This window comes from Saccharococcus sp. Marseille-Q5394 (assembly GCF_946901335.1).
GTDB lineage: Bacteria > Bacillota > Bacilli > Bacillales_A > Planococcaceae > Sporosarcina > Sporosarcina luteola_C.
In genome coordinates, this window is sequence record NZ_CAMPPQ010000002.1 from 801283 (window position 1) to 827169 (window position 25887).

The window sequence follows — 25887 nt, forward strand, 5'->3', positions numbered from 1 at the left end:
AACAGGATGCATTTGTTGAATAAGCCGTCTTCTTATAACTCTATTTTAGCACAATATCCCTTGCTCCCTTTACTATTCCAATTACTTCAGAATTCTTTTCAAGGAGTTATTCCACCTACCAATTAACACGTATAGTAGCTGTGTTAGTAGCAGGGCACATAATTTAGATACCGTTGTTGATTCGCTAAACAATTGCGGTGGGATTTACTTCCAATTTACTTGAACATTGATACATCAACAAAAAAGGGACCCAATTCATATGCGAATTGCGTCCCCGAATGCAATGGTTTCTTCCCCTCAACCGAACCCGTAACGCTTTCTGTCTAGCTTCTTTTCTTCACCAACCCAGCGCCATCCGCAGCGTGCAGCAGCTGTTTTGGGCATCGCTGTTCGAGAAGTCGATCCGGATGCCGGAGGGTGTGTAGGAGAGATTGTATTTGATGGTTACACCTGTCGAGCGGACGAGCCGCTCAACTTCTTTTTGGTCCGAACGTTGTGCTGCGTCCATGAGCCGGCGGGCGAAATCATCTGAAGCTGTCAGCGTACCGATGAATAGATTCGCTTCATTCATCACTTGTTTGAACCGTTTGGCCGACTCGTTTAATTTCCGCGTATTTACCGGAGGAAAGGGGCTTCTTCCGTCTTGCGGTGCCGGAGTGGGCATCGCCATATATCCTGGGTGGACCGGCATGAAAGCTTGTTGCCGAGAATTGAATCCATAAGGAAAAGAGGAATAATACATAGGCAACCTCCGCATTTCTTCGATGCCTCAGTATATGCCTATTGCGGGGGTCTCGTGTTTTTCCTTCACGCCCCGATCGTTCGGATCAGCTTATCCATATCCTCTTTCAGTAAAATCTTCGGCACCGGGTAAAGCGGATTCGCTTCTTGTACCGCGCGCTCCGCCATGAGCGGGATGTCGCTGTCGATAATGCAGTCCACATTCACCGGAATTTCCATCTTTTCATTCAAATCCTTGATTGCCTGAATGAATTTCAGTGCCTTCTCCCTGTTGGAGTCGGAAGATGCGCAAACACCGGCTGCCTCCGCCAATTCTGCCAAAGGTTCGTGCACAGTTTCCCCGTAATAGTCGAGGACATGAGGCAGGATGACGGCATTGGCGAGTCCGTGTGGCACATTGTAAAACCCGCTCAGCGTATGGGCGATCGCATGGACATTGCCGACATAGGCACGTGTGAACGCCATTCCTGCGAGATAGGCGGCTTTTTGCATATTCGTGCGAGCAATTATATTTTCGCCAATGGAATAAGCTTCGTATAGATTTTCGAAAATGAGCTTCACTGCATCGATGCTCCACTGTCTCGTCTGATTCGTGTTGCTGTTGCCAATATACGCCTCGACCGCGTGCGTCAGTGCATCCATTCCGGTCGTGGACGTGATATGCTTCGGAAGTTTCACGGTGAGCAGCGGATCCAGCACCGCGAAATGCGGAATGAGTGCGGTGTCCATGAGCGCAAATTTTTCATGGGTCCCGCTGTTGGAAACGACGCAAGCGAGTGTCGCTTCACTGCCAGTCCCAGCTGTCGTAGGGACTGCGAACAGTGGCGGCATTTTTTTAATCACTTTCAAAATGCCTTTCATTTGAGGTATTGTTCTGTTTGGTCTCGCCAAACGCGCACCGACCCCTTTGGCACAATCGATCGGCGATCCGCCGCCAAATGCGACAAGACCTTGGCAATGGCTCGCTTTATATAGTTGCAATGCCTCTTCGATATTGTCAATCGTCGGATTCGGGACCGTTTTGTCGTACATGGCAAACCTGATTCCTTCATTCCGCAACCCATCAAGGAAATCTTCCATTAAACCGGTCGCAACAATCCCTTTATCCGTAACAATCAAAACCGTTCCAATGCCTTCGCGTTTAATTAACATCGGAAGTCCTTCCAAACTATTTTCCCCTTCGAGTAGCTGAGGTTCCCGCCATGGCAGGAAAAAGGCAGTCGCTTTCATCACTTGCTGAAAGCTTCGGCAATATAATTTGTACATGCAAATTCACCATCCCTCAAGTAGATGTAACATTCTAACTATTGTACCTTGAAATGGCAGTGAATTGCTATAACCCTTTATAAGATGTAACGGCTTAAAAAGTTATCGTTCATTTCCCGAAGGATATCGTTCATTTCCCAAGGTTTATCAATCATTTCCCGAGTTATATTGTCATTTTGTTACTTTGGACCTATCCAATCAGAGAGCGAGTCCCAGATGATTGCTAGAAATAAAGGGACCAAACTGACGCATATAGTGAAGGTGAAACACAAATGTCATTGGAGGGATCATATGCCGAAAAAGTTGTATTTCCTTTTGCTGCTTGGATTATGCCTAATAGCCGGTTGTTCGTATGATAGTGAAAAAGCCGTCAAAAACGGGGATGTTATCAATATGAACGGGCCTATTTTCAATTTTGATCGATTCCAAGATTTCTTAGAAAGTGTCGAAGAGGATGAAGCAGCATCCGTCCGGATCACAAATTACACGCTCGAAGGAAGCCCGACATTGTACAATTTATCTTTCGATGGAGCTGAATTCAATTTGGAAATCGATTGGTCGAAAAATAAAGAGTGGGGGGACAACCCTCGTAAAATGAGCATGTCCTGCACGGAGCTAATCTCAGAGGAAGGGCAACAATTATTCAGCTATACGCTGGAAGGGTGTCAGCATGAGTCGGCTGCTGATCGTTTCCTTCTATTAAATATCTTGAAAGAGCAAATCGATGACCATGAGCATTAATGGAACCTTACGAGTCGAAAGAAGGTCATTACAAAGGAGGGAAACTACAAAGGGGGAGTAGTGGTGGTCGGTTTACTGAATGTCGGCAGCCTGGTGCTTGGTCTCATTGCTTGGCTACTGCCGGTTGTGAGTCTCATGCGAACTACTAAACATCGGGCCGCTTTATCCATTATGAGTTTGAGTGCGTGTGCAATTTCACTCATTCTCCAGATCTATTACAACTATCATCTCGTACACATTGAAGATTGGACTGCGCTTATGGATACGATGCGGGGAGTGGTGGTCGCCGCGACAGTTCTACTAATTGGTACGCTTTTGTTAAATACAATATCGCTGATTGTCTATCGGAGGAATATATATTGAAGCAGGATCGGGTTTCCCAATAATAGATTAGGCTCCCGAACAAATTGAGATTGTAAGGGTGCCTAATCTATTATTTCTGCTCACCATACAATAAGTTCTTTAATTCATCATGATTCCTTATATGGTACGTGATCTTCGCGACTTTCCCATCGCGGACAATCGCTATGCCTGACATCTCGATTTCCTTTTTATCTTCATCTTTCATTTCATAATCCAACGTAACTGTGAAGTTATAATTCGTCGGTGTCACTTCGTTTTGCTCCACCTCAATATTTTTCACCTCAAGTTGATAGCCATGTTGGTCGGCTCTCCGGTGGAACATGAAGGCTTGATTCGTCATAATGAATTGTTCAAGACCACTTTCTGTGAAATAAGGTTCGTACGTTTCCTTTTGGTACTTATAATATTCCTCTAAAAATCCTTCGCCTGCCTCTTCGGCTTCTTTTGATTTGTATGGTTCTTCTAGTAATCGGATTGCCTCTTCATCGGGTGCATTCAAATCAATTTCCAAAACGGTTTTAATGACTTCAATGTTTTCATCCTGCGGTTCAGGCTTTGAGCACCCAGCAACAAGCAGACTGCCGAGAATGAAAACGATCGCTATGCCTAGTTTCCATCGATGCATCCTCTCACTCCTTTCAACAACGTTCACACTTTTTATACGCATTACGTAGACGAATGGTTTCAATTGTGACAGAATATTAAGATGAAGAAAATAAAGATTGGGGGGCTTTATATGAGGCTTGAGAGACCGTCCTTGAAGTGGAAAACGGAACATATTACATATATGAATGAGTGGGATGATGACCGGATGACGCCTAGCAGCTTTCATTTGCAAGCGGACATTCCTTATGAAGTATACTTGGAAGAAATGGCGGCAAAGGAAGCAGGGTTAGACAACCGGATGCTGAATACGAATTATTTTCTTATCGATGACAACGAACGAATCGTAGGAATGGTTAATATCCGACATGGCTTGAATGACTCTTTACGCCAAATCGGCGGACACATCGGCTACGGAATCCGCCCTTCGGAACGGCGGAAGGGGTATGCGACCTATTTGCTATCCGAAGCATTGAAAAAATCGGACCTGCTGGGCATTCGCTCTGTATTAGTTACATGCAATGAAGACAATGTCGGTTCAGCCGCTGTCATTATCAAAAATGGCGGTGTAGAGGACGAGAGCTTCACGGAACCGCATGGCAATGTCGTTCGGAGGTTTTGGATTGAACGGTGATCTTAGATTAGTACGTTTCTATCAACCGTATTTGAATAATGGTAGAATGAAACAAAGTGATTGGAGGAAATGTGATGACTACTACTCAAACGATGTCGATTCACCGTGCGCTATCCGAGTTGAAAACATTGAATGACCGTATCCCGAAAGCGATTCAGGAAGCGGATTTTATTGCAACTGACCGGAAATCTGCAAAGAAAATTAATGGTCTATCTATTGAGGACTATGAAAAGACGATCCAAGCCGGCTTCGACAAGGCTGTATCGTTAATTGAAAGGCGCAATCGACTGAAAGACGCGATTGTCCAATCGAATGCAATTACTGAAGTAGTGGTGGCTGGTGAGTCAATGACGGTGGCAAAAGCGATTGAGCGAAAGTCATCCATTGCGAATGAAGAAAAATTGCTTTCGACGATGGTAGGAAAACGCCGAATGGCCATTAATAAGTTGTCGATGGAAAACGAAACGCTTCCGTCACGACTTGAAGACTATCTAACAGCAATTTTAGGCAATAAAGAGCACGCGAAAAAAGAAGAAGTTGAACTACATACGAAATCATTCATGGAGCGGAATGAGTATCTCCTTATCGACCCTTTGAATCTCGATAAGCGGATTGAGGAATGGGAAGAGCGGATCTCCAGCTTCAAAGCTGAAGTGGATGCAGTCCTGTCCGAGTCCAATGCCCTTACGAAAATCACAATATAAGTTGTATTGCATGAGTAGTCGAAAACGACATCCACAAGACCCTTCTTTTCCCGGATTTCTTTGGGTGAAATAGAAAACCGGCCTAACCTTACTTTTAAATAGTGAAACGAGTAGAGGAAAAGCTCAAACCTTAACGTTCAAAGCTATAAACCTTACAACTTAAAGTTCTTTATTATTTAAAGATTAACGCTAAAAGTTCAAGGCTCTTTCAAATCTTGGGGAACCAGTTATGGGATTCTTGTGTTGGCCCGTCGTTGCCTGCCAAGCTGATTATATCGTGCAATCTCTAAACCGTCGCAGGGTATTCCCTGGGGCGGTTTTTGTTTTAGTAATTGTCATGAGATTTGAACGTATGTTCGAATGGTGGTATGGTGTGATTAATAGTATGCAAAATATGGAGTTGACGTCAGTGAAAAAACAATGGAATCATAAGGGGATTATCGAGAAGTTCGAAATGTGCCGGAACGTTGAGCAGGCAGAGCCGATGAAAGCATATATGAAACACCACTTTCCGTTTCTAGGGATTAAAAGTCCGCTGCGAAAAGAGCTGTTACGTGAGCAATTCCGGGAATATGCGTTGCCTGAAGTTGACGAGCTCTTTGACGAGGCTTGGAAGCTATATGAATTGCCCGAGCGGGAATATCAGTATGCTGCGATTGCTTTGCTCGATAAAATGAAGAAGCATTTTACGACTGACGATTATCCAAAGCTGTTGAAATTCATCGAAACGAACTCGTGGTGGGATAGTGTGGACTCAATCGCACCGAGTCTTGTCGGGCATGTCGTCAAATTGGACCGTGCTTACGGAAAATCAGTGATGCTAGACTGGTCGCGATCCGATAATATGTGGACAAATCGCTCCGCAATTCTACATCAATTAAAGTTCAAAAAGGACACGGATACCGAGCTGTTATTTGAAATCATTCTTCAGCATGTGGAATCAAATGAGTTCTTCATTCAGAAAGCAATTGGGTGGGTATTGAGAGAGTACGCGAAAACCGATCCGGTCATTGTAAAGCAATTTGTCGAAGAACATACGCTGAAACCGTTAAGCAGGCGGGAAGCGTTAAAGCATATCGGTTAACTAAGAAAGGGACGCATGCACAATTGGCATGTGTCCCGTCGTTTTTAAAACACTTTCCGACTATAAATCCGTACCGAGAGCATCCAGGAAAAAATGTAGAGAAGAATGACTGACAATACGGCACCTCCATACAACAGTGAATGATCTAAAGAGACTATCGTTCGAACAGCCTCTCTAACTCGATCATTCAAATCTGGGATGAACTTACTCACAACTATCATATACAGGACAAATAAAACAATAGAAGCAATCATCAAATACTGGCTTTTGAACAAATATGAAAATGGAAAAGCAAGGGAGATAAACACAGCAACAACGCCTGCGATAAACAATAATTGTTCCCAAGGGACTAACTCTTTAGTAACAACCAGATTCCCAATTAAAATGGTTAGCATAACCAGAAGTGAGAACACGCAAGCACCTGCGTACTTGGAGCTGACAATTTCTTTCCGCGTGTACGGCAAAGAATTCATTAAGTAATGGACGGACGATTTTTCATCCGTAGCAAAGCTTTGCATAATGATGGCGATAGAAAATAAAATCCCTACGTAGATCCTAGACCCGTCTAAAAATGAATCGAGAAATAAGAGAGGCAACAGAATCAGTAATGTGTTTTTTTGTAACACAATATCTTTACGAATAAGATTCAACATATTTATCATTTCCCTTCTTTGTATACAGCATAATGTCTTCAAGTGTCGGCTTCTCCAAAATGACTGTATTGCCAAAGATGTTTTGTGTCCGTTGTCTATTCGTCGTCAATGCCTCAAATCCATAATTGGATCTTCGGATACCTATGAATTCTCGTTCGGTATCACGATCTAATAGATTCGTCTCACCTTTCACAATCGCATAGTCTTCCTCGATTTTATAATGCTCTTTTGTGAAAATATGTTGGCCGTTATGGATGAAGGTAATATAATCAGCGATCCGGTCCAAGTCTGTCGTAATATGCGTTGAAAAGAAAATCGTTTTTTCACCATTCTGCATTATGTCATGGAGGATGTCTAACAGTTCTCTTCGAAATATAGGGTCTAATCCAGATGTCGGTTCGTCCATGATTATTAATTCAGCATGGTGGGATAATGCAAAGGTCAAGGAAGCCTTCATCAGCATGCCTTTTGAAAATGTCTTTATTTGTTTCTTCAGCGGAAGTTCAAATACATTTACATAGTGTTGGAATACGGTATCATCCCAGTTTTTATAGGCTGGTTTTATTATTTTCTTCATTTCAGACAAAGTAATGTTCTCATAAAGAATATTGTTATCGAACACAAAGCCGATTCGCTGTTTTATTTCTCTTTCGTTCTCTCTATAATTCATACCAAAAAGTGCAACCTCTCCACTATCCGGTCGCAGTAAATTCATGATCAACTTGATCGTTGTGGATTTTCCTACTCCATTCCCGCCGATGAACCCTGTTACGAAGCCTTTCTTGACCGAAATAGAAAAGTCTTTAAGCTCAAACCCTTTGAAGGATTTCGTTACATTGTTCAATTCAATCACGTTTTCCATCATGTGTCCTCCTTATATAGCAGTGTTAGTAATTCTTGTAATTCAGCCAGCTCGAGACCTATTTCTTTGCTGTTTTGGATTGCAGCCAGTAGCTGCTCTTCTATTGCCTTCCTTTTTTGTTCAAGAATCATTTCATTATTCTGTTCAGACACAAATGACCCTTTTCCCACAACCGAGAAAATGAACCTCTCTTTCTCCAACTCCTCATATGCGCGTTTCGTTGTAATGACGCTTATATGTAAATCCTTTGCAAGCTGCCGCATAGAAGGGAGGACATCGCCTGCTTTTAATTCCCCCGATAACACCAGTCCTTTAATTTGTTCTGTGATTTGATTATAGATAGGCTCTTTTGAGCTGTTGGAAATTAAAATATGCATATCGATCCTCTTTTCACCGTATCACTCAGCATTGTGTATATACACACTATATACAATATGCACATCCAATGCAATCGCTTTTTATGTAATTTTAAATTAATTCAAAAGAAAAAATCAGCCGGGGCAGAAATGAGCCCCAACTGATTAATGTCTCTTTATTTTATTCCAATAAACCCGCATCCCGTAAAAATGCGCGTGCAACGTCCTCCGGTTTTTCACCTTCCGCGTTCACCTTGTAGTTCATGTCCCTCATCTCGTCGTCGGTCACTTTGCCCGCGAGCCGGTTGAGCACTTTCTCGAGTTCGGGATACGTCTCGAGCGTTTCTTTCCGGAGGAGAGGGGCCCCTTGATATGGCGGGAACAGCTCCTTGTCATCTTGTAAGACGGTGAGTTCATATTGTTGCAGTTCACTGTCCGTCGAATAGGCATCCATGAGGTTGATATCCCCTGATTCGATTGCCTGGTAGCGCAGTTTCGGCTCCATCGTCTGGACGGAAGGGAAGTCGATTCCGTACAGGCTTCGGATGCCTCGGTAGCCGTCTTCGCGGTCGTTGAATTCAAGGGTGAATCCGGCTTTTACGGCATTTTGAATCGCAGCGAGGTCGGAGATTGTTTGTACGTCGTACTGCTCTGCGAACGTTTTGGATACCGCAAGTGTGTAGGTATTGTTATATTCCATCGGCGGCAGGAGGACGAGGTCGAATTGTCCGGCAAGCCCTTCTCGCGCCTGCGCGTATACTTCGTTCCGGTCATTGCTGACGGCCGCCTCTTTCAAGAATTCCGACAGCGCCGTCCCTGTGAATTCAGGATAGATGTCGATGCTCCCTGATTGCAAGGCGTTGAAGACGAATGATGTTTTGCCAAGTCCCGGTTTCAGCTCGACGGACAGGTCCGTCTCTTCTTCAATGAGGAGCTTATACATGTTAATTAATATCTCGGGTTCCGCCCCTAATTTAGCACCGATGACAAGCTGTTTGTCATTGCCAGTAGGCAAGAGGGGAAGGACGATTATTAGTATGGTAGCGACCAAAAATGCCATCAGTGCAATGGAAGCCCGTCGGAACGATAGCCCCTCGAATTTTCTCAGCAACAAGTCGAATGACAGGGCGAGTAGTGCTGCTGGAATAGCGCCGAGAACGATTAGGGAAGGGCTGTTCCGATCGATGCCGAGCAAGATGAGATCGCCGAGACCGCCAGCGCCGATCAGTGCAGCAAGAGTGGCGGTTCCTACGATCAGCACCATCGATGTCCGGATGCCCGCCATGATGACAGGCATGGCAAGGGGCAGTTCGACTTTCGTCAGACGCTTCCGCCGGTTCATCCCCATCGCGGTCGCCGCTTCGATTAAGGAAGGGTCGATTCCCTTTATGCCTGTATAGGTGTTGCGCAAGATTGGCAGCAATGCATACGCAACGAGTGCGATGATGGCAGGGATCTTGCCGATGCCGAACAACGGGATCAACAGCCCTAGCAATGCGAGCGACGGAATGGTCTGCAGCACGGCGCTTGTCCCAATCACTGTTTCTGCAATCCGCTGCCGGGTTGTCAAATAGACGCCGACCGGGATTGCTATGAGGATGGCAAAGAAGAGTGCGATGAGCGAGATTTGGATATGCTCCAACAACGCCAAAGCCAATTCGCCTTTCCTCTCTTGAAAAACGTTTACGAATTCACCCATGCGCTACATGTCCTCCTTCCTGCCCGTTTGCCAAATAGGCGATGACCGATTGTCTTGAAATGGTGCCGATCCGTTCCTCTTCTCGCTTGATGACGGCCCGGTCTGATTGGGCGAGTGCATGCAACACTTCATCCCACCCGGCATTGAAGGACAATACAGGCAATCGGTCCGTATCTGACGTCATCGGCTCCAGATGCTCGGCTATAACGAACGGTTTCAGGCTGTCGCTTTGGATGAATTTGCGGACGAATGGTGTGGCAGGGGTTAACGTAATTTCCTCCGGAGTGCCAAGCTGTTCGATTTTGCCATTCTTCATGATGCAAATACGGTCTGCAAGCTTCAAAGCTTCTTGAATATCGTGTGTGACGAAAACGATCGTTTTCTGAATGGACCGTTGCAACTGCACCAAATCATCCTGCAACTTTCCCCTGCTGATCGGATCAAGTGCGCTGAACGGTTCATCCATTAAGATGATGTCAGGGTCTGCGGCAAGGGCCCGGACGACGCCGACCCGCTGCTGCTGGCCGCCGGATAGTTCATGAGGCTTCCGGTGCCGGTATGTAGTTGGATCGAGTCCTACCATTTCGAGAAGTTCCGTCACCCGCTGATGGATTCGGTTTTTATTCCAATTCTTCAGCTCAGGAACGATTGCGATGTTTTCCTCGATCGTCATATGCGGGAACAATGCGATTTGCTGCAACACATATCCGATCTGCCACCGCAATTCATGGATTGCGTATTCACTGACCTTCCTGCCGGCGATCCATATCGTCCCGTCCGTCAGTGGAATGAGGCGATTGATCATTTTCAACGTAGTCGTCTTACCGCATCCGCTCGGCCCGATCAGTACGAGAAATTCCCCTTTGGCAATCTCTAAATTAATGGTATCAACGACAAGTGTTTGATTATCATATGATTTTGTTACACCTTCAAAACGTATCATCGAATCACACTCCTTCATTCTCAATATCGTGACACAAATCGGCCCACAAAGAAAATATTTGGCAATCTTACCAGTTGAAAGTACCGTGATAAAACGATGAGGATTGATGAGAAATAACGATAGCATTCCTATAATAAAAAGCGTACGATGGACATAATGCCAAGCATAGTATTTCTGCTTCGGGATTATTCAGCGTACGCCTTATTGGCGATATACATAATGAGAGGAAAAGGGACAAATGAATTTATTATCCGGGAGAATCGAAAAGGATTTTTTAGGGGAAAAAGAAGTTCCCGAACATGCGTATTACGGGATTCAAACGATACGAGCGACTGAAAACTTTCCAATTACGAAAGAGCATATGCACCCCGAATTGATTCGCGCAATTGGGATTGTGAAAAAAGCGGCAGCCATTTCGAATGTGCTCGTCAATGACTTGCCCAAGGATGTAGGGCTTGCCATCGTTGAAGCTGCGGACGAAGTGATTGAGGGGACGTTGACGGATCAATTCATCGTCGATCCGATTCAAGGGGGTGCAGGCACTTCATTCAACATGAATGCGAATGAAGTGATCGCGAACCGTGCGCTTGAAATCATGGGGCGTGACAAGGGCGATTACAGCTTCATCAGTCCGAACAACCACGTTAATATGTCCCAGTCGACAAATGATGCATTCCCGACGGCGATTAAAATTGCGACACACCAAATGGTCAATCAGCTGGTGGAAACGCTTGAGCGATTTGTGGACGAGCTGAAGACGAAGGAAAAGGAATTCGATGGCGTCATTAAGATGGGAAGAACTCATCTGCAAGATGCTGTTCCCGTCCGGTTAGGCCAGGAATTCAGCGCGTACCGAAGTGTCATTGAACGCGATATCGAGCGGATCGGCAGGACGAGAGTGCATCTATCCGAGATCAATATGGGCGCGACGGCAATCGGCACTGGGCTGAATGCAAATGCGCAATACATTGAAACTGCGGTTGAACATCTCCGCACGATCAGCGGTTTGCCATTGAAATCCGCTGACAATCTGATTGATTCAACACAGAATACGGACGTGTATACAGAACTTTCTTCAGCATTGAAAATTTGCATGATCAATCTTTCGAAAATGGCCAATGATCTACGTCTCATGGCGTCAGGTCCTAAAGCCGGCCTGAATGAAATTAATCTTCCGGCAAGACAGCCAGGTTCATCGATCATGCCTGGGAAAGTGAATCCGGTCATGGCGGAAGTGATGAACCAGATCGCCTTCCAAGTCATCGGCAACGATCATACGATCAGCCTCGCTTCCGAAGCGGGCCAATTTGAATTGAATGTCATGGAGCCAGTACTAGTCTATAATTTATTGCAATCATTGACGGTCATGAACAACGGCATCGAAGTGTTCCGCAAGTACTGCATCAGCGGCATCACAGCGAACGTCGCTCAAATGCAGGACTATGTGGAAAAAAGCCTCGGCACGATCACGGCGCTTACACCATACATCGGTTATGAAATGTCATCAAAAATTGCACGTGAATCGTTCGAAACAGGCGTCCCGCTTAAGGAACTTTGCCTGCGTTACAATGTACTCACACTCGACGAGTTGACCCGCTTGCTTGACCCTTATCAAATGACTGAAATGAAAAGGGAAGGCGTAGCGCATTCTTAAAAACTACAACAAAGCCCCCGGAAACCGATTTCTCGGTTCCGAGGGCTTTTCCTATTTTATAAAATTATCCTTCCGCACCACGATAGCCAGTTTCCGCTTTGAAACGGACTTCCGCATAAGCGACTTCCGCAGCTTCGTGGCGTTTCGCACCGATATATGTGCCGACGATGGCAGCAAGGAACCCGGCCGGAATGGAGATGATTGCCGGATTGACGAACGGGAAGAGCGGTTCGCCAACGAAGAATGCAGCGCCTTCAACCGGATTGATGATATTCGGGCTGACCGCGACAAGGACGAGGGCAGTAATAAGCCCTGTCAGCATGGAAGCAACTGCACCTGTCGTATTGAATTTTCGCCAGTAGATCGTGAACAGGATTGTCGGTACATTCGCGGACGCTGCGATACAGAATGCGAGCGAGACGAGGAACGCGACATTGAGCTTCTCCGATCCGAGTGCAAGCAAGATGGAAACGAAAGAGACACCGATTGCTGCCATCCGGGCTGCAAACACTTGCTGTTTTTCCGTCACTTTGCCTTTTTTAATGATTTCCGCGTAAATGTCATGTGCGATTGCTGATGCGCCGGAGAGCACGAGCCCTGCAACGACTGCTAGAATCGTAGCGAATGCAACGGCTGCGACGAACGATTCAAGCGGATCCCCGCCAAGCACTCCCGCGAGCATTGGAGCGGCCATATTGCCCGCCGAGTTTTCTGCGATGATTGCGTCCCTGCCGACGAATTTTGCGGCACCGAACCCAAGGAAAATCGTCATAACGTAGAAAATCCCGATAATCCACACTGCGTAAACGACCGAAGAACGCGCTGTTTTCGCGTCTTTAACCGTAAAGAAGCGCATAAGGATGTGCGGCAATCCCGCAGTTCCGAGAACGAGTGCGAGAAGTACTGAAATGAGCCCGATCGGATCTTTATAGACAACACCGGAATGGAGATACGACTCTCCATGTACCGTCGCCGTCCGCATGACATCGAACATGCCAACGAAATTAAAATTGAATTTCATAAGAACGAGGAACGAAATGACGATTGTCCCGACCATGAGCAAAATCGCCTTGATGATCTGCACCCAGCTCGTAGCAGTCATTCCACCGAATAAAACATAGACCAACATCATCACACCGACAATAAGAACTGAAATCCAGTATTCGATGCCGAAGAGCAACTTGATGAGCGCACCTGCGCCGACCAGCTGTGCTAGCATATAGAAAAGGACGATCGTAATCGTATTAAGTGCAGCAGCCCCACGGACTTTCTTAGCTCCGAAACGTGAACCGATCATATCGGCCATCGTGTACTTCCCAAGATTCCGAAGCGGTTCCGCGATTAAAAACAAAACGACGAGATAAGCTGTCAACCAGCCGACGCTGTAATAGAAGCCGTCAAAGCCGTTCAGTGAAATGGCTCCGGCAATCCCTAGGAATGAGGCAGCTGATAAATAGTCCCCCGCAATGGCCATTCCGTTCTGCCATCCTGTCAACGAACCGCCGGCCGTATAAAACTCACTCGCCGTGCGAGTCTGTTTAGCAGCCCAATAGGTGATGTAAAGCGTCAAAGCGATAACTGCAAAAAAGATTGAATAGGACCAAAAACTCATAATTCATTCCCCCCCTTATTTCCGAACGTGTTTTCCGAGCAATTGCTCGACGTCTTTATCGAATGATCTAGCCTTTTTTACATAAATTTGTGTAAGCACCCACACCATGACAAACATTCCAAAAGCATAGACCCATGTCCACGTCATCCAGCCGATTGCCCGCGCTTCAAGGATTGACGTATACCCCGTCAAAATCGGAAGCATTAAATAGATTGCAAAAAAAGCGATGACATATGGCCTGAAAAAGTGCTTCTTCTTTTTCACAAGCTGCTTGAACTCATCCGTTTCGATGAGCCGCTCATAGTCGAGCTGACCGTCTGTTATCAGTTTCCCCTTCCGATTACCGGGCGTGTCCGCTTTCTTCATCTTCACTGTCATTCCTTCATCCCCTTTGCCACAAAATGTACGCCATGCTGAAGCTTACATGAGCTGATCCCCATATCAACCCTGACTAGTTTAGAAGACTTCCAACATGCCATATTGTACAACGTAACAAAGTAACAGAAAATAATCAATATTATATTTATAAAACTGTTGGAAAAATCGAATAATGAGTAGAAGGTAACAAATTAGAGTGCAAGCGGAATAAAAAAACCATCCTAGAGTTCGAAACTCGAAAGGATGGATCTTTTTCAGTCGGCCGTGCCTTTTCGTTCAAATCCCAAGTACCGCGTGCCTTGAAAGGTGGGGATGCCGAGGTCGCCTTCAGCTAACATGCCGTACTCTTTCCCGGGCATTTGCAGTTCCATCCGGTCTCCGCTTTCCACTTGGAACGTGACGTAGTAACTCGTGTGTGCAGAGGAATCGCCGCTGCCGCCACTTGTATTTGTACGCTTCGTTTTCACCTGCGCCGGGACAGTCAAGCGCGGTGAATTGTTATTTGAGGACCATTGGCTAATGCCTTTTACAATTACAAAAATGAATATACCTATGACGAGAGCGAAAACGATGAAGCCGAAAATCGGCATAGCACTAAACATAAAATCGTCGACCGGAGAAAAGCCCATTCCGACACCACCTTCCTTATCGATTGTTTCATTCTATTAAAAAAAGCCATGGAATTTCACAATTAATTATGCGCTAGTTTACTATACGGAAAAGAGGACAAATGGTTTCAAGGGTTAAAAGAAAAAAATCCCCTTCTTAGCCGCCAAAGGCATTGGAAGGGGGATATCTCAAGGGCGATTCACATGCTGATCTACAAGAATCAGATTGCCATCCGGATCTTCAAGTGTGAAATGCGCAACACCGTCACTTTCTTCATCCGCCTCGGTCAGCAGTTGAACCCCTTTCTCTTTCAGTTCCTTTTGAAGGTCTCTGACATCCGTAAATGATTCGAGGTTTTCCGCGTTTTGATTCCATCCAGGATTAAATGTAAGAATGTTTTTTTCGAACATTCCTTGGAAGAGACCGATGATCGTATCTTCATTTTTCATAATGAGCCAGTTCTGATTTATGTCGCCTCCGAACGATTGAAATCCAAGGTTTTCGTAAAATGCCTTCGATGCGTGGATGTCTTTCACGTTCAGGCTTACAGAGAATGCTCCTAGTTTCAAGTTTTGTTCCCCCTCAGTCGTTTTAAAAATTCAGACGTTTCCTGTTGAGTATAAAGGAGTATTTTGCAATAAACAATAATTCGTTGGGAATTTGATTGCCAAAAAAGCAGTGTTGGCTCCGTCATACACATAGGAAATCCGTTTTTGGACAATCTAACAAGAAAATATCGGATGAGGGGATGTTTATGCAAATAGAATGGTCGTCCGATTGGAAAGAGGGCTTTGTTGAACGGTTGGAGAATCGCAGAGCTTGGGATAATTGGACGTTGTATAAGATGTGCTATGACGTTGAAAAAGCGAAATTGATTACAGACTTCGACGGCCTTCAATGCCCAAAATATTTACCTGAACTGAAGCCTTTTCCTCATCAGTTGGAGGCGGCGGAGACGGTCATCGAGCGGATGAACGGGAAAGCGATTCTTGCGGACGAAGTAGGTCTCGGGAAGACGATTCAAGCCGGGTTGATTCTGAAAGAATATCTCATTCGTGGCCTTGTCAAAAAAGCGCTGATCCTCGTTCCTGCATCACTGGTGAATCAATGGATTGAGGAACTGAATCAAAAATTTCATATACCAGTGATTCAATATAAAAAAGCCTATGATTTAAACTACTGCAATATCGTCATTGCCAGCATCGATATGGCGAAAAGAAGTCCTCATAAGGAAAATCTTTATGATCAGGATTTTGATTTGATTATCATCGATGAGGCACATAAATTAAAGAACCCGAAAACGAAAAACTATGAGTTCGTGCAAAACCTGAAGAAAAAGTTCTGCCTGCTGTTAACAGCTACGCCCATTCAAAATGATGTGTTTGAGTTGTTCAACTTGATTTCATTATTAAAGCCAGGGCATCTCGGAAATTTCGAGACGTTCCAATCCGTCTTTTCCGCAAGCAAACATAATGTGGAAGAGGATGAGTTCCTTAAGGAATTGATCAACCAAGTGATGGTGAGAAATTCAAGGCATGATACGGGCATCGAATGGACGAGCCGTCGTGTGCAAATCATTCCGCTCGAGTTCAGCGATGAGGAAAAAGAAGTGTACGACATGATTTCACAGTTGAAAAACGTGTCCTCTGTATTTTCGGGTGCATTCTCGATGATTACATTGCAAAAGGAAATTTGCAGCAGTAAAGAAGCGGCCTACTTGACGTTGAATGAAATGTGCCAAAAGTGTACGCAGCCGGACGAAATTGCTTATACAGAGGAGTTGCTGCGGAAGTTAGCTGCACTTCAAGTGAACACGAAAGCGGAAAAGGCGTATGAAATCATTACGCAAGCGAACGGAGAAAAGGTCATTATTTTCACGGAGTACCGGGCAAGCCAAACCTTTTTAATGAACTATTTATTTGAAAAGGGCATTGTCAGCGTTCCGTTTAATGGGCAATTCAGCAAGAGCAAACGTGAGTGGATGAAGCAATTGTTCAAGGAAAAGGCGCAGGTATTAATTGCTACGGAATCTGGGAGTGAAGGGATCAACCTTCAATTTTGCCATCATGTGATCAATTATGATTTGCCGTGGAACCCAATGAAATTGGAGCAACGGATCGGCCGTGTACATCGGTTGGGGCAAGAGCATGATGTTAATATATACAATTTGGCTATCAAACATACAATTGAGGACCATATATTGGAGCTGCTGAATGTGAAAATCGGCGTCTTTGAAAAAGTCGTCGGTGAGTTGGATGATATTTTAACCGCATATAAAATGTCTATTTAGATGCAAGGAGGTTGCACATGTATCCGCAGCAGATTCATCAATACGTACGGCGGTTCTTCATTGAGAACAATTGCCCCATCTTGCGTGAGAATGAGCATTTCGTTAACGTTCAATTAACGATTGAGATGGATAAAAAAATAATGAATCGACCGTTTTATTGGAAGTATGTAGAGAGCACGGGAGCCGAGCCGAATCCTGCCCAACTGACATTGATCACCGATAAAAACAGGCTGACGGAGAGCGTTGCTGGGGAGGTCGTCCACTACGGATCCCCCCGCCTCAGCCAACTGTTCCGAGTGACGAATGAGCTTGGTTCATTCGTGCAGATGTATGAGAAACCGCCCGCGGCTCAGGTTCCTGCGCAGATCATCTTGACGCCTTGGCTAGGGGTGAATTATAAAATAACGTATTCCAGCCACCGGACACAGGAAACCCTTTATTCACTGGGCATTAACTTGATGACCGGGATGATTATCAACGGTTTTCAGGAATCAATCAGCGGTCTGGATCTGGAGAGTGCGATATCCGCAAACACATTCCACTTGCCGTATACTATTAAACCCCTCCGCGCCTTGGAACGATTGGACGCGGTAATTGAAAATCAAATAAAGCAAGATGATCATACATGGGCGGAAGAGGCGCAAGTACGGAAACAACGGGACATTCGCGTGTTGGATTATTTCTACGAAGGAATTGAAGATAAGCCCGAAACATACGAGAGCGAGAAAAAAGCGATCGAAGAGCAATATAAAACCAAAATCCGAGTCGAAATCATCAATGGCGGACTGTTTTACCTACGATCGATATGACAAAATGAGCGGTGCCTGTGCAGCACACAATTCAGATTATGAACTACAATTGTATAATTGAATTGGATGATTGTTGATTATATGCTGTTTGCATGAAGTATGAGTGCATAAATCTATCAGCAGTACGAATTGTCATAAATGTGTGTTACACAGGCACCGACACAATTTTTTTGATAAGCTAGAGGGAGTATTGTAAAGGAGTGGTGATAGATGAAAAAGTTTATTAACGCGACTATATATGGTGATCCGGAATCTCATGAAATTTTACTAGAAGATAAGAAATTCAAAGCGATAGGCACTGATTTGGGTGATGCTGATGAAGTGATTGATTTAGAAGGCCGTTTGGTGTTGCCGCCTTATGTGGATCCTCATTTGCACTTGGATTACATCTTTTCAGGTCTCGGCGAAGGGAATGCCAATGTATCAGGTACGTTATTCGAAGGCATCCAGCGTTGGAGTGAGAATAAGAAATCCCTGACGGAAGAGCTAGTGCGTGAGCGTGCGTTAAAAGGAATTCAAAAAGAAGTGAGCAAAGGGGTTCAGTTTATTCGTACGCATGTCGATATTACGGATCCTAATTTGACAGGGATGAAGGCTTTACTTAAAATTCGTGAGGAATTAAAAGATATCGTGACTCTACAACTTGTCGCATTTCCTCAAGAAGGATTCTTCCGCTATAAAGGTGCGGAGCAGTTGATGGAAGAGGCGCTTAAAATGGGAGCTGACGTCGCAGGTGGAATCCCTCATTTTGAAATCTCCTATGAGCATGGCGTTGAATCATTGAAGCGGATTGTCGATCTGGCAATAAAGTATGAAGTGATGATTGATATTCATTGTGATGAAAACGACGATCCGAATAGCCGGTTTTTAGAAGTGCTGAATGCGCTTGTGATGGAAAAAGACTATGGCGAGTACACAACAGCAAGCCATACGACGAGCTTCGGTTCTGTTGAAAACAGCTATGCGAATAAAATGTTAGGGTTATTTAGAGAATCAAAAATCAACTTTATTTCTTGTCCGACTGAGAATGCTCACTTACAAGGACGCGGCGACAGCTATCCGAAACGCCGCGGCTTAACTCGAGTCAAAGAGTTATTGGCGAATGGAAATAACGTGGCGTTTGCTCAAGACTCCATCGCGGATTACTGGTATCCGTTAGGGAATGGAAACATGATGAACATTCTCGACAATGGCATCCATTTAGCGCATTACACGCATATTGATGAAATTAATAAAGCGCTCGATTTGATTACATATAACGGTGCTAACGTTATGAGAATGAACGATGAGTATGGAATCGAAGCAGGAAAACCAGCTAACTTTATCGTGTTGGATGCACAAGATGCTTATGAAGCAATTCGCGAACGTGCAGAAGTACTTATCTCCATCCGGAATGGGGATTATCTGTTTAAACGTGAGCCGCGGAAAAATGAAATCGAAATTGATTTCCTGAAACAATAAAGCGTTTACTCCCCTCTGCGCAGTATTGGCGAGGGGATTTTCTTGATTGACTGACGGCGCGCGTACAAAGGACTTTCATGCGATATGTCGAATAAGTAGATGAGATAGTCATAGTCAAATTGAACAATGGGAGGCATACATAATGAATCGAGAAGAATCACGAAGGCTACAATTCCAGGTTCCGGACCTTCGTAAAAAGGAATTGCGGTCAAAACTGACAGCTTCAGAACAGCAGGAATTGGATAAAGGGAGAGCCATCATGGCTGAAGAATACCCGAATCGCACAACTGAGCAATATGCGGATAAGGTCAGATTAATGGCCATAAGAAACTTCACTATCAAAGACACGACACGCAAAGAATCGCTTTTTCAAAAGCTGTTCAAAGAGGTAAATCCTAAAGAATACAGACTTCAGTTCCCGAATGAGGAGGATGATGTGGCGGAGTATACTTTTCCATTCACATTCGGCCTTGACCTCCGTCAATTGATGGAAGATGTCGGGCTCGAAATGGATTGGCCGAAAATGTTGCCGGTAGATGACGGCATGTGCCATACAGATCCGCTTGAAGAGGATGACAAGAAATGGTTTGAAGCTTTCCCGGATCCTGCTTGGTGCGCCTTAAAACTGCAGGAGGCTCAAAAACTGGAGGAGAAAGCCGCTGCTCATAGTGAAGAGATGGTGCAGACGATTCAGTGGATCAAGAGGCACTGGGAGAATGGGTATAAAATCTACGCGGACATTGATCCTTGGGAAGAGGACGATCTCGATTGAAAAAATACAGGGCATCCCGCTGACGGAGCGCCCTGTTTGTGATTCTACATTCAATTCCATCACGACACCAATTACCAAAAGTTAATCGGTTTTTTTACCTATATACATTATATGTTCAGCGAAACTAAGCAAATCCTCCCGTTCACATACCTGTTCAGCCAAATCCAACCAAGCGTTAATCACTTCAGGTTGATGTTCGAGTAGTTCTGCTTCTCGGAGATATAAAAAACTTTCGCTATTAATTAAATGAAGTTTTTCAAGGTTGAAAAGGTTGAAGAATGGAAGTACGTTTTTAGGTGAGATGAAAAAGTTGTCTGAAAACCCTTCTCCCGCAAAATCCTCTTCTTCCACTATTTTGTTTAGTTGTGCTTTTCGTTCATTATCTAAAATGAATTCAGGATTACGTATGAGGTAGTCCCAAACGAACGAATAAGAGGAAACAAATGCCACAAAGATAATTCCGTTCGATTTTAGTTTTTTTAAACATTCTACGATTGTTTTGATTCTATCGTCTTCACTTTTGAGATGATACATGGGGCCCATGCATAGAATAAAATCATATGTTTCTTCTTCAATACCGGATAAATCACGACTATCTGCTTGTACGCCTTTAAGAGGGAGACCGAGTTCTTTTGCTTTATTTATTGCAAACTCTACATTGTTTTGCGATAGATCAGCTAATGTCACATCGCAACCATTTTCAGCAAGATATAAAGAATACTTGCCTGGACCACCACCGAGGTCTAATACTTTATCTTTAGGCTTGATATAACGATTTAGGAATCGTTTGGTAAGTTCAAATTCAACTTTGTGACGTTCGAGTCGTTCCCACTCATACTGTACTGTTTCATCATAGAAATTCCTTACAACTTCTAAGTCCATGCTAGATCAATCCCCCTTTCTTATTCATTCAACAAAAAAACTCCCGCCTCCAAGAAATAATTCTGGAAGATGAGAGCTATATTTCATGGTGTATAGTATTACCAATTGTATATTCAATTTTAGGAACTGTCAATATACTCCTTGCTGGCTGAATTAAAATAGTCATAAAAGCGTAGCACCGAAACACTTCAACCTGGATAGGAGTGATGAATTATGAAACAATAACAGAAAGAGAAGTAGAAAGGGCGAGTGCATTCATGAAGAAGAAAATCTTTGGCGTGCATGATGATAACACGTTGCGTCAATTCAAAAATTGCTTGCGGACAGGGCAAGTGGCGGGCGGCGTGCTATGTGCTGATGGGCATTACGGATATAGTCAGCCGGTCGGGGGCGTGGTCGTGTATGACGGCCAGATTTCGCCGTCCGGTGTCGGTTATGACATTGCCTGCGGAAATAAAGCGGTCCGGACCAATTTGAAGTTGGCCGATATTGAAAAGGATATTCCTCGTATCATGGATGAAATTGCATCTTCTATTTCGTTCGGCTTTGGCCGGAAGAATAAGGAGAAGGTGGACCATGAAGTATTCGACGATCCCGATTGGGCAGTGTATCAGGAGATCGGCAAGCAGGAACACGATCGGCTGAAGAAATTGGCGAAGGACCAATTGGGGACAGTAGGAGCCGGGAACCATTACGTCGATTTGTTAGTGGAGAAGGAGACCGGAGCTGTGTGGGTGGCGAATCATTTTGGCAGCAGAGGGTTCGGCCATAAAACGGCGAGCGGATTTTTGAACTTGGCGATTGGGCGGGAGTTTGATGATCGCGCGCCAGGCGAAAGCATGGAGCAGGCGCCGACATTGATTGATTTGGATAGTGAATTGGGCGACCTTTATTATCGTGCGATGACGTTGAGCGGGAAATACGCGTATGCGGGCAGGGATTATGTGATGGATGAAGTGCTTTCCATCTTAGGTGCAACTTCCGAGTTCGAGGTTCATAATCACCATAACTATGCATGGAAAGAAACTCACTTCGGCAAGGAGTATATCGTCGTCCGAAAGGGAGCAACCCCTTCGACTCCAGGGCAAATGGGCTTTATTGGGGGGAGCATGGGCGACATTTCCGTCATTGTACGCGGCAAAGAGAATGAAGCGAACGCCGATGCCTTCTATAGCACGGTCCACGGGGCAGGCAGGATCATGAGTCGCACAGAAGCGGCGGGCAGGATGAACTGGAAAACGCGCACACGACGAGGCGGGAAAATCACCCAGGAGCGGATGGATCAAGCCATCAAAAAATATGGCGTGGAACTCCGAGGCGGGGGAACGGATGAAAGTCCATTCGTCTATCGCAAATTGCGCGACGTTCTGGAAGCGCACAAGGAAACGATCGATGTACTGCACGTATTGAAACCAGTAGGCGTCTGCATGGCCGGCGCGAATGAATACGACCCGTTTAAAGATTGAGGTGCCAGATTGAGGTGCCTGTGCACCACACTACTCAGATTATTCACCACCATTGTATATTTTGCATGTGTGAATGCTAATGGAATAATCTTTTCTAGGAGTTTGATCGTATAATTATTCGTTTCATTAAATAGTCATAAATGTTTGTCGCACAGGCACCAGAACAATTCCGACAATACACTACAATTGCATATATTAAAAGCAGGAAAGCGAACACGTCGGTGTTTCGCTTTCCTGTTTTTGAATATAAATACAAATAGTTGAATTGTCATAAATGTACCGTGCACAGGCACCGTTGATTTCTGCATAGTTCCTCTAAATAACCAGTTGAAAGAATGTTTGAAATACGGCTAACAATCTGATTGGGGTTGTGCTATATTTAAGTGGGAAATAACAAAGGGGGAAATGAACTATGAAGAAAATTGGTGCTTTAGTTTTGTTGATGTCAATTATGCTCGTCGTTGCAGCATGTGGCGCTGACAAGAGTTCTGGTTCAGGGGGAGGAACAAAATATAAAGTCGGAGTTGACAATACGTATCCGCCTTTTGAATTTGAAGTAGATGGCAAGCTGACGGGAATCGATATCGATATTATCTCAGCGATTGCAAAGAACCAAGGATTTGAAATAGAATTCGACTCAATGGATTTTGGGGGAATCATCCCAGCAATGCAAGCAGACCAACTTGATATTGCAATTGCAGGTATGAGTATCACTGATAAGCGTAGAGAAGTTGTTGATTTTTCGGATCCGTACTTTGATGCAGGTTTGTCATTAGTCATTAATGACAAAACGACAGATATTACTTCACTTGAGGATTTATCAGGCAAAGTGATTGCTGTTAAAAACGGTACAACTGGCGCCAGCTTCGCTCAAGAACACGAAAGTGAATATGGCTATAAAGTTGTTCAGTTTGATGACAGCCCGGCAATGTTCCAGGAAGTTCAAAATGGAAGTGCTGATGCCCTGATTGAAGACTACCCTGTCATTGCATATGCAATCTCTCAAAACAACCTTGATTTGAAGATTGTAGGGGAGCGCTTAAACGGCGACCAATACGGAATTGCAGTTCTTAAAGGAAAGCACAGTGATGTTCTTAAGAAAATTAATGATGGATTACAAGAACTTCGTGATAGCGGGGAGTACGACGAGATTTTAGCTAAATACCTTGGCGAATAAATGGAACTTTAAAATATAGCGTGTTAGTTGCGCTATATTTTTTTATAGACTCGGAAAGATACTTTTCACGATAGAACCCATACCAATCACTGCTCTGCTATCGCCAAAGCAATACGGAGATAGCGGAGTGTTTTTCATAAGGAGATGAGTTGATGGAGACAATAATTGCCGCATTTCCCTATCTGCTTCTAGGAATGAAAGTAACACTTTATATCTTTTTCTTTTCAATTATATTTGGTTTTTTAATTGGTTTACTAACTGCACTTATGCGATTAACAACTATAAAACCGTTAAATTGGATTGCGAAAGTATTTGTGGATATTATTCGAGGAACTCCATTTATCGTTCAACTGTTCTTCATTTATTTTGGATTGAATGGACTGGAGTTTATTTCATTAGACCGGACAGTTGCTGGGATTTTGACTGTTTCAATTAATGCAGGAGCCTATTTCTCTGAAATAATCCGTGCAGGAATTTTGTCGATTGACAAAGGGCAAACGGAAGCTGCTAGATCCCTCGGTCTTACTAAAGTGCAAACGATGAAAACCATTGTGTTACCACAAGCGTTTCGAACGATGCTGCCGACTATTACTAATCAATCCATTATTAGTTTCAAGGATACTTCACTCCTATCCATTATCGGGATTGCTGATATTGTTCAAAGAGGAAAGGTTCATGCGAGTACAACATTTAAACCTTTTGAAGTATGGTTGACAGTTGGTGTCATTTATTTTGTAATCATCTACCTGATGTCGTTACTTTCCAGCTTTATTGAAAGGAGGTACAAAATTAGATGACGTTGATTCAAGTGAAAAATCTTAAAAAGTCCTTCGGTGAACTCGAAGTACTAAAAGACATAAATGTTGAAATTAAGGAACAGGAAGTTGTATGTGTAATCGGACCGTCTGGTTCAGGTAAGAGTACATTTCTTAGATGCTTAAACCGCTTGGAAGGGATTACGGGCGGTCATGTACTAATCGATGGTAAAGATATAACAGATCCGAAGCTTGATATTAATAAAGTAAGAGAAAATGTCGGAATGGTTTTTCAGCAATTTAATTTATTCCCACATATGACCGTTCTTCAAAATATCATGCACGCACCTTTACAACTACGAAAAGGTGATAAGCAGTCAATTGAAAAGCAAGCCCTTGAGTTGCTGGCAAAAGTGGGCTTGTCCGATAAAGCGAAAGCGTCGCCAAGCGAACTTTCGGGTGGACAAAAGCAGCGTGTGGCAATCGCCCGGGCCTTAGCAATGAATCCGAAAATTATGCTTTTCGATGAGCCTACATCTGCACTTGACCCCGAAGTTGTAGGCGACGTGCTTTCTGTTATGAAACAACTTGCATTAGAAGGAATGACGATGATTGTTGTGACGCATGAAATGGGCTTTGCGCGTGAAGTTGGGGACCGTGTTATTTTTATGGATGGAGGTTACATCGTAGAAGAGAATGTACCTGAAGAATTGTTTGGGAATCCACAGGAAATCCGAACAAAATCATTTTTAAGTAAAGTACTCTAACTATTGATGGGTGCCTGTGTCGTACACTACAATTACGAAAATGGAAATGGAAAGTGAGACACGTCACTGTTTCACTTTCCGTTTTTGAATATCGCCAAAACGAGAGGGTGTTACTCCTATGGAATTGCTTAAAAACATAGCAATGAATTATCTTCAACTGATTGTTGCAGGAGAGATTGATGAGGCTTATGAGAAGTACGCAAGCCCTGAGCTCCGCCACCATAATCCATATTTCCCCGGGGATGGGGAATCGCTGAAGAAGGCGATGAAAGAGAATGACGGCATGAGTCCGAACAAGACGCTTGAAGTGAAACAGACGATTGAAGAAGGGGAAATGGTGATGGTTTATTCCCACATCAAACAGAACCCTGACGATCTCGGAGCCGCAGCCGTCCATATTTTCCGCTTCCATGAGGGGAAAATCGTTGAGATGTGGGATGTCGGCCAACCTGTACCGGAAGAATCACCGAATGAGAATGGGATGTTTTAAAACCGGTGCCTGTGCAGCAAACAATTCAGATTATGCACTACAATTGCATAAGGAAAAAAGAGGGAGTCATTCAAACTAACGTTTGGATGGCTTCATTTTGTATTTATATACCTTAA

Annotated in this window: 28 protein-coding genes; 15 read left to right on the plus strand and 13 right to left on the minus strand. The window is 44.3% G+C overall.

Features of this window, described 5'->3' with window-relative positions:
* Positions 1–337: 337 nt before the first annotated feature.
* Together OC538_RS14665 and OC538_RS14670 are read right to left on the minus strand one after the other, a co-directional pair.
* A complete protein-coding gene (locus OC538_RS14665; protein WP_262176832.1) occupies positions 338–742 on the minus strand; it encodes a hypothetical protein in 405 nt (134 codons plus the stop codon).
* Positions 743–807: 65 nt separating this feature from the next.
* A complete protein-coding gene (locus tag OC538_RS14670) occupies positions 808–2007 on the minus strand; it encodes an iron-containing alcohol dehydrogenase (protein WP_262176833.1) in 1200 nt (399 codons plus the stop codon).
* A 291-nt stretch (positions 2008–2298) separates the two neighbouring features.
* Here OC538_RS14670 and OC538_RS14675 point away from each other — a divergent pair, with 291 nt between their 5' ends.
* Together OC538_RS14675 and OC538_RS14680 are read left to right on the plus strand one after the other, a co-directional pair.
* Positions 2299–2748 carry a DUF4362 domain-containing protein gene (locus OC538_RS14675; protein WP_262176835.1) on the plus strand — a complete coding sequence of 150 codons (450 nt, stop codon included), beginning with the start codon at positions 2299–2301 and terminating at the stop codon, positions 2746–2748.
* A gap of 63 nt (positions 2749–2811) precedes the next feature.
* Complete coding sequence (locus OC538_RS14680; protein WP_262176837.1) at positions 2812–3111, plus strand: hypothetical protein; 300 nt, start codon at positions 2812–2814, stop codon at positions 3109–3111.
* A gap of 70 nt (positions 3112–3181) precedes the next feature.
* Here the strand turns inward: OC538_RS14680 and OC538_RS14685 are convergent, their stop codons facing one another.
* Positions 3182–3736, minus strand: a complete 555-nt coding sequence (locus tag OC538_RS14685) for a hypothetical protein (protein ID WP_262176839.1) — start codon at positions 3734–3736, stop codon at positions 3182–3184.
* A 111-nt stretch (positions 3737–3847) separates the two neighbouring features.
* On the opposite strand from OC538_RS14685, the gene OC538_RS14690 reads away from it, so the two are divergent.
* From OC538_RS14690 to OC538_RS14700, 3 genes are all read left to right on the plus strand, one after another.
* On the plus strand, positions 3848–4348 hold the full coding sequence (locus OC538_RS14690) for a GNAT family N-acetyltransferase (RefSeq protein ID WP_262176840.1): 501 nt from the start codon (positions 3848–3850) through the stop codon (positions 4346–4348).
* 74 nt (positions 4349–4422) lie between these two features.
* The gene (locus OC538_RS14695; protein ID WP_262176842.1) at positions 4423–5052 is read left to right on the plus strand and encodes a hypothetical protein; all 630 of its coding nucleotides are present in this window, start codon (positions 4423–4425) and stop codon (positions 5050–5052) included.
* Positions 5053–5461: 409 nt separating this feature from the next.
* Positions 5462–6136 (plus strand): DNA alkylation repair protein, encoded by a 675-nt coding sequence (locus OC538_RS14700; protein WP_262176843.1) that lies wholly within the window; start codon positions 5462–5464, stop codon positions 6134–6136.
* Between the two features lie 44 nt (positions 6137–6180).
* On the opposite strand, the gene OC538_RS14705 is transcribed toward OC538_RS14700, so the two are convergent.
* The 5 genes from OC538_RS14705 to OC538_RS14725 all read right to left on the minus strand — a co-directional run bounded on the left by OC538_RS14705 (position 6181) and on the right by OC538_RS14725 (position 10649).
* Entirely contained in the window at positions 6181–6789 is a 609-nt protein-coding gene (locus tag OC538_RS14705) for an ABC-2 transporter permease (protein WP_262176846.1), read from the minus strand.
* Entirely contained in the window at positions 6770–7651 is an 882-nt protein-coding gene (locus tag OC538_RS14710; RefSeq protein WP_262176847.1) for an ABC transporter ATP-binding protein, read from the minus strand. Before OC538_RS14710 ends, OC538_RS14705 begins: the two co-directional genes overlap by 20 nt.
* Positions 7651–8028 carry a GntR family transcriptional regulator gene (locus OC538_RS14715; protein ID WP_262176849.1) on the minus strand — a complete coding sequence of 126 codons (378 nt, stop codon included), beginning with the start codon at positions 8026–8028 and terminating at the stop codon, positions 7651–7653. The genes OC538_RS14710 and OC538_RS14715 overlap by 1 nt, the downstream gene beginning before the upstream one ends.
* A 160-nt stretch (positions 8029–8188) precedes the next feature.
* A complete protein-coding gene (opuFB, locus tag OC538_RS14720) occupies positions 8189–9706 on the minus strand; it encodes an osmoprotectant update ABC transporter permease/substrate-binding subunit OpuFB (RefSeq protein WP_262176851.1) in 1518 nt (505 codons plus the stop codon).
* A complete protein-coding gene (locus OC538_RS14725) occupies positions 9699–10649 on the minus strand; it encodes an ABC transporter ATP-binding protein (protein WP_262176853.1) in 951 nt (316 codons plus the stop codon). Before OC538_RS14725 ends, opuFB begins: the two co-directional genes overlap by 8 nt.
* A gap of 238 nt (positions 10650–10887) precedes the next feature.
* Here OC538_RS14725 and aspA point away from each other — a divergent pair, with 238 nt between their 5' ends.
* Positions 10888–12303 carry an aspartate ammonia-lyase gene (aspA, locus tag OC538_RS14730; RefSeq protein ID WP_262176855.1) on the plus strand — a complete coding sequence of 472 codons (1416 nt, stop codon included), beginning with the start codon at positions 10888–10890 and terminating at the stop codon, positions 12301–12303.
* Positions 12304–12367: 64 nt separating this feature from the next.
* On the opposite strand, the gene OC538_RS14735 is transcribed toward aspA, so the two are convergent.
* From OC538_RS14735 to OC538_RS14750, 4 genes are all read right to left on the minus strand, one after another.
* Positions 12368–13915: a cation acetate symporter gene (locus OC538_RS14735; RefSeq protein WP_262176858.1), complete on the minus strand. Its 1548-nt coding sequence runs from the start codon at positions 13913–13915 to the stop codon at positions 12368–12370.
* 15 nt (positions 13916–13930) lie between these two features.
* Positions 13931–14293, minus strand: coding sequence for a DUF485 domain-containing protein (locus OC538_RS14740; RefSeq protein ID WP_262176861.1), 363 nt, complete (start codon positions 14291–14293; stop codon positions 13931–13933).
* A 254-nt stretch (positions 14294–14547) separates the two neighbouring features.
* Positions 14548–14922: a DUF2500 domain-containing protein gene (locus OC538_RS14745; protein ID WP_262176863.1), complete on the minus strand. Its 375-nt coding sequence runs from the start codon at positions 14920–14922 to the stop codon at positions 14548–14550.
* Between the two features lie 168 nt (positions 14923–15090).
* Positions 15091–15471 (minus strand): VOC family protein, encoded by a 381-nt coding sequence (locus tag OC538_RS14750; RefSeq protein WP_262176866.1) that lies wholly within the window; start codon positions 15469–15471, stop codon positions 15091–15093.
* A gap of 179 nt (positions 15472–15650) precedes the next feature.
* Here OC538_RS14750 and OC538_RS14755 point away from each other — a divergent pair, with 179 nt between their 5' ends.
* From OC538_RS14755 to OC538_RS14770, 4 genes are all read left to right on the plus strand, one after another.
* The gene (locus OC538_RS14755; RefSeq protein WP_410055878.1) at positions 15651–17192 is read left to right on the plus strand and encodes a DEAD/DEAH box helicase; all 1542 of its coding nucleotides are present in this window, start codon (positions 15651–15653) and stop codon (positions 17190–17192) included.
* 17 nt (positions 17193–17209) lie between these two features.
* Positions 17210–18001, plus strand: a complete 792-nt coding sequence (locus tag OC538_RS14760) for a YqhG family protein (protein ID WP_262176872.1) — start codon at positions 17210–17212, stop codon at positions 17999–18001.
* 210 nt (positions 18002–18211) lie between these two features.
* The gene (locus tag OC538_RS14765) at positions 18212–19462 is read left to right on the plus strand and encodes an amidohydrolase family protein (protein ID WP_262176877.1); all 1251 of its coding nucleotides are present in this window, start codon (positions 18212–18214) and stop codon (positions 19460–19462) included.
* Positions 19463–19604: 142 nt separating this feature from the next.
* Entirely contained in the window at positions 19605–20234 is a 630-nt protein-coding gene (locus OC538_RS14770; RefSeq protein ID WP_262176880.1) for a hypothetical protein, read from the plus strand.
* Between the two features lie 81 nt (positions 20235–20315).
* Here OC538_RS14770 and OC538_RS14775 read toward each other — a convergent pair whose 3' ends face one another.
* Positions 20316–21116 carry a class I SAM-dependent methyltransferase gene (locus tag OC538_RS14775; RefSeq protein ID WP_262176883.1) on the minus strand — a complete coding sequence of 267 codons (801 nt, stop codon included), beginning with the start codon at positions 21114–21116 and terminating at the stop codon, positions 20316–20318.
* Positions 21117–21373: 257 nt separating this feature from the next.
* Here OC538_RS14775 and OC538_RS14780 point away from each other — a divergent pair, with 257 nt between their 5' ends.
* The 5 genes from OC538_RS14780 (at position 21374) to OC538_RS14800 (ending at position 25771) form a co-directional block, all read left to right on the plus strand.
* Complete coding sequence (locus tag OC538_RS14780; RefSeq protein ID WP_410055890.1) at positions 21374–22582, plus strand: RtcB family protein; 1209 nt, start codon at positions 21374–21376, stop codon at positions 22580–22582.
* A 412-nt stretch (positions 22583–22994) separates the two neighbouring features.
* On the plus strand, positions 22995–23759 hold the full coding sequence (locus OC538_RS14785) for a transporter substrate-binding domain-containing protein (RefSeq protein ID WP_251696275.1): 765 nt from the start codon (positions 22995–22997) through the stop codon (positions 23757–23759).
* Between the two features lie 152 nt (positions 23760–23911).
* The gene (locus tag OC538_RS14790; RefSeq protein ID WP_251696277.1) at positions 23912–24556 is read left to right on the plus strand and encodes an amino acid ABC transporter permease; all 645 of its coding nucleotides are present in this window, start codon (positions 23912–23914) and stop codon (positions 24554–24556) included.
* On the plus strand, positions 24553–25281 hold the full coding sequence (locus OC538_RS14795; RefSeq protein WP_285847227.1) for an amino acid ABC transporter ATP-binding protein: 729 nt from the start codon (positions 24553–24555) through the stop codon (positions 25279–25281). Before OC538_RS14790 ends, OC538_RS14795 begins: the two co-directional genes overlap by 4 nt.
* A gap of 118 nt (positions 25282–25399) precedes the next feature.
* Complete coding sequence (locus OC538_RS14800) at positions 25400–25771, plus strand: nuclear transport factor 2 family protein (RefSeq protein WP_251696279.1); 372 nt, start codon at positions 25400–25402, stop codon at positions 25769–25771.
* Positions 25772–25887 lie beyond the last annotated feature (116 nt).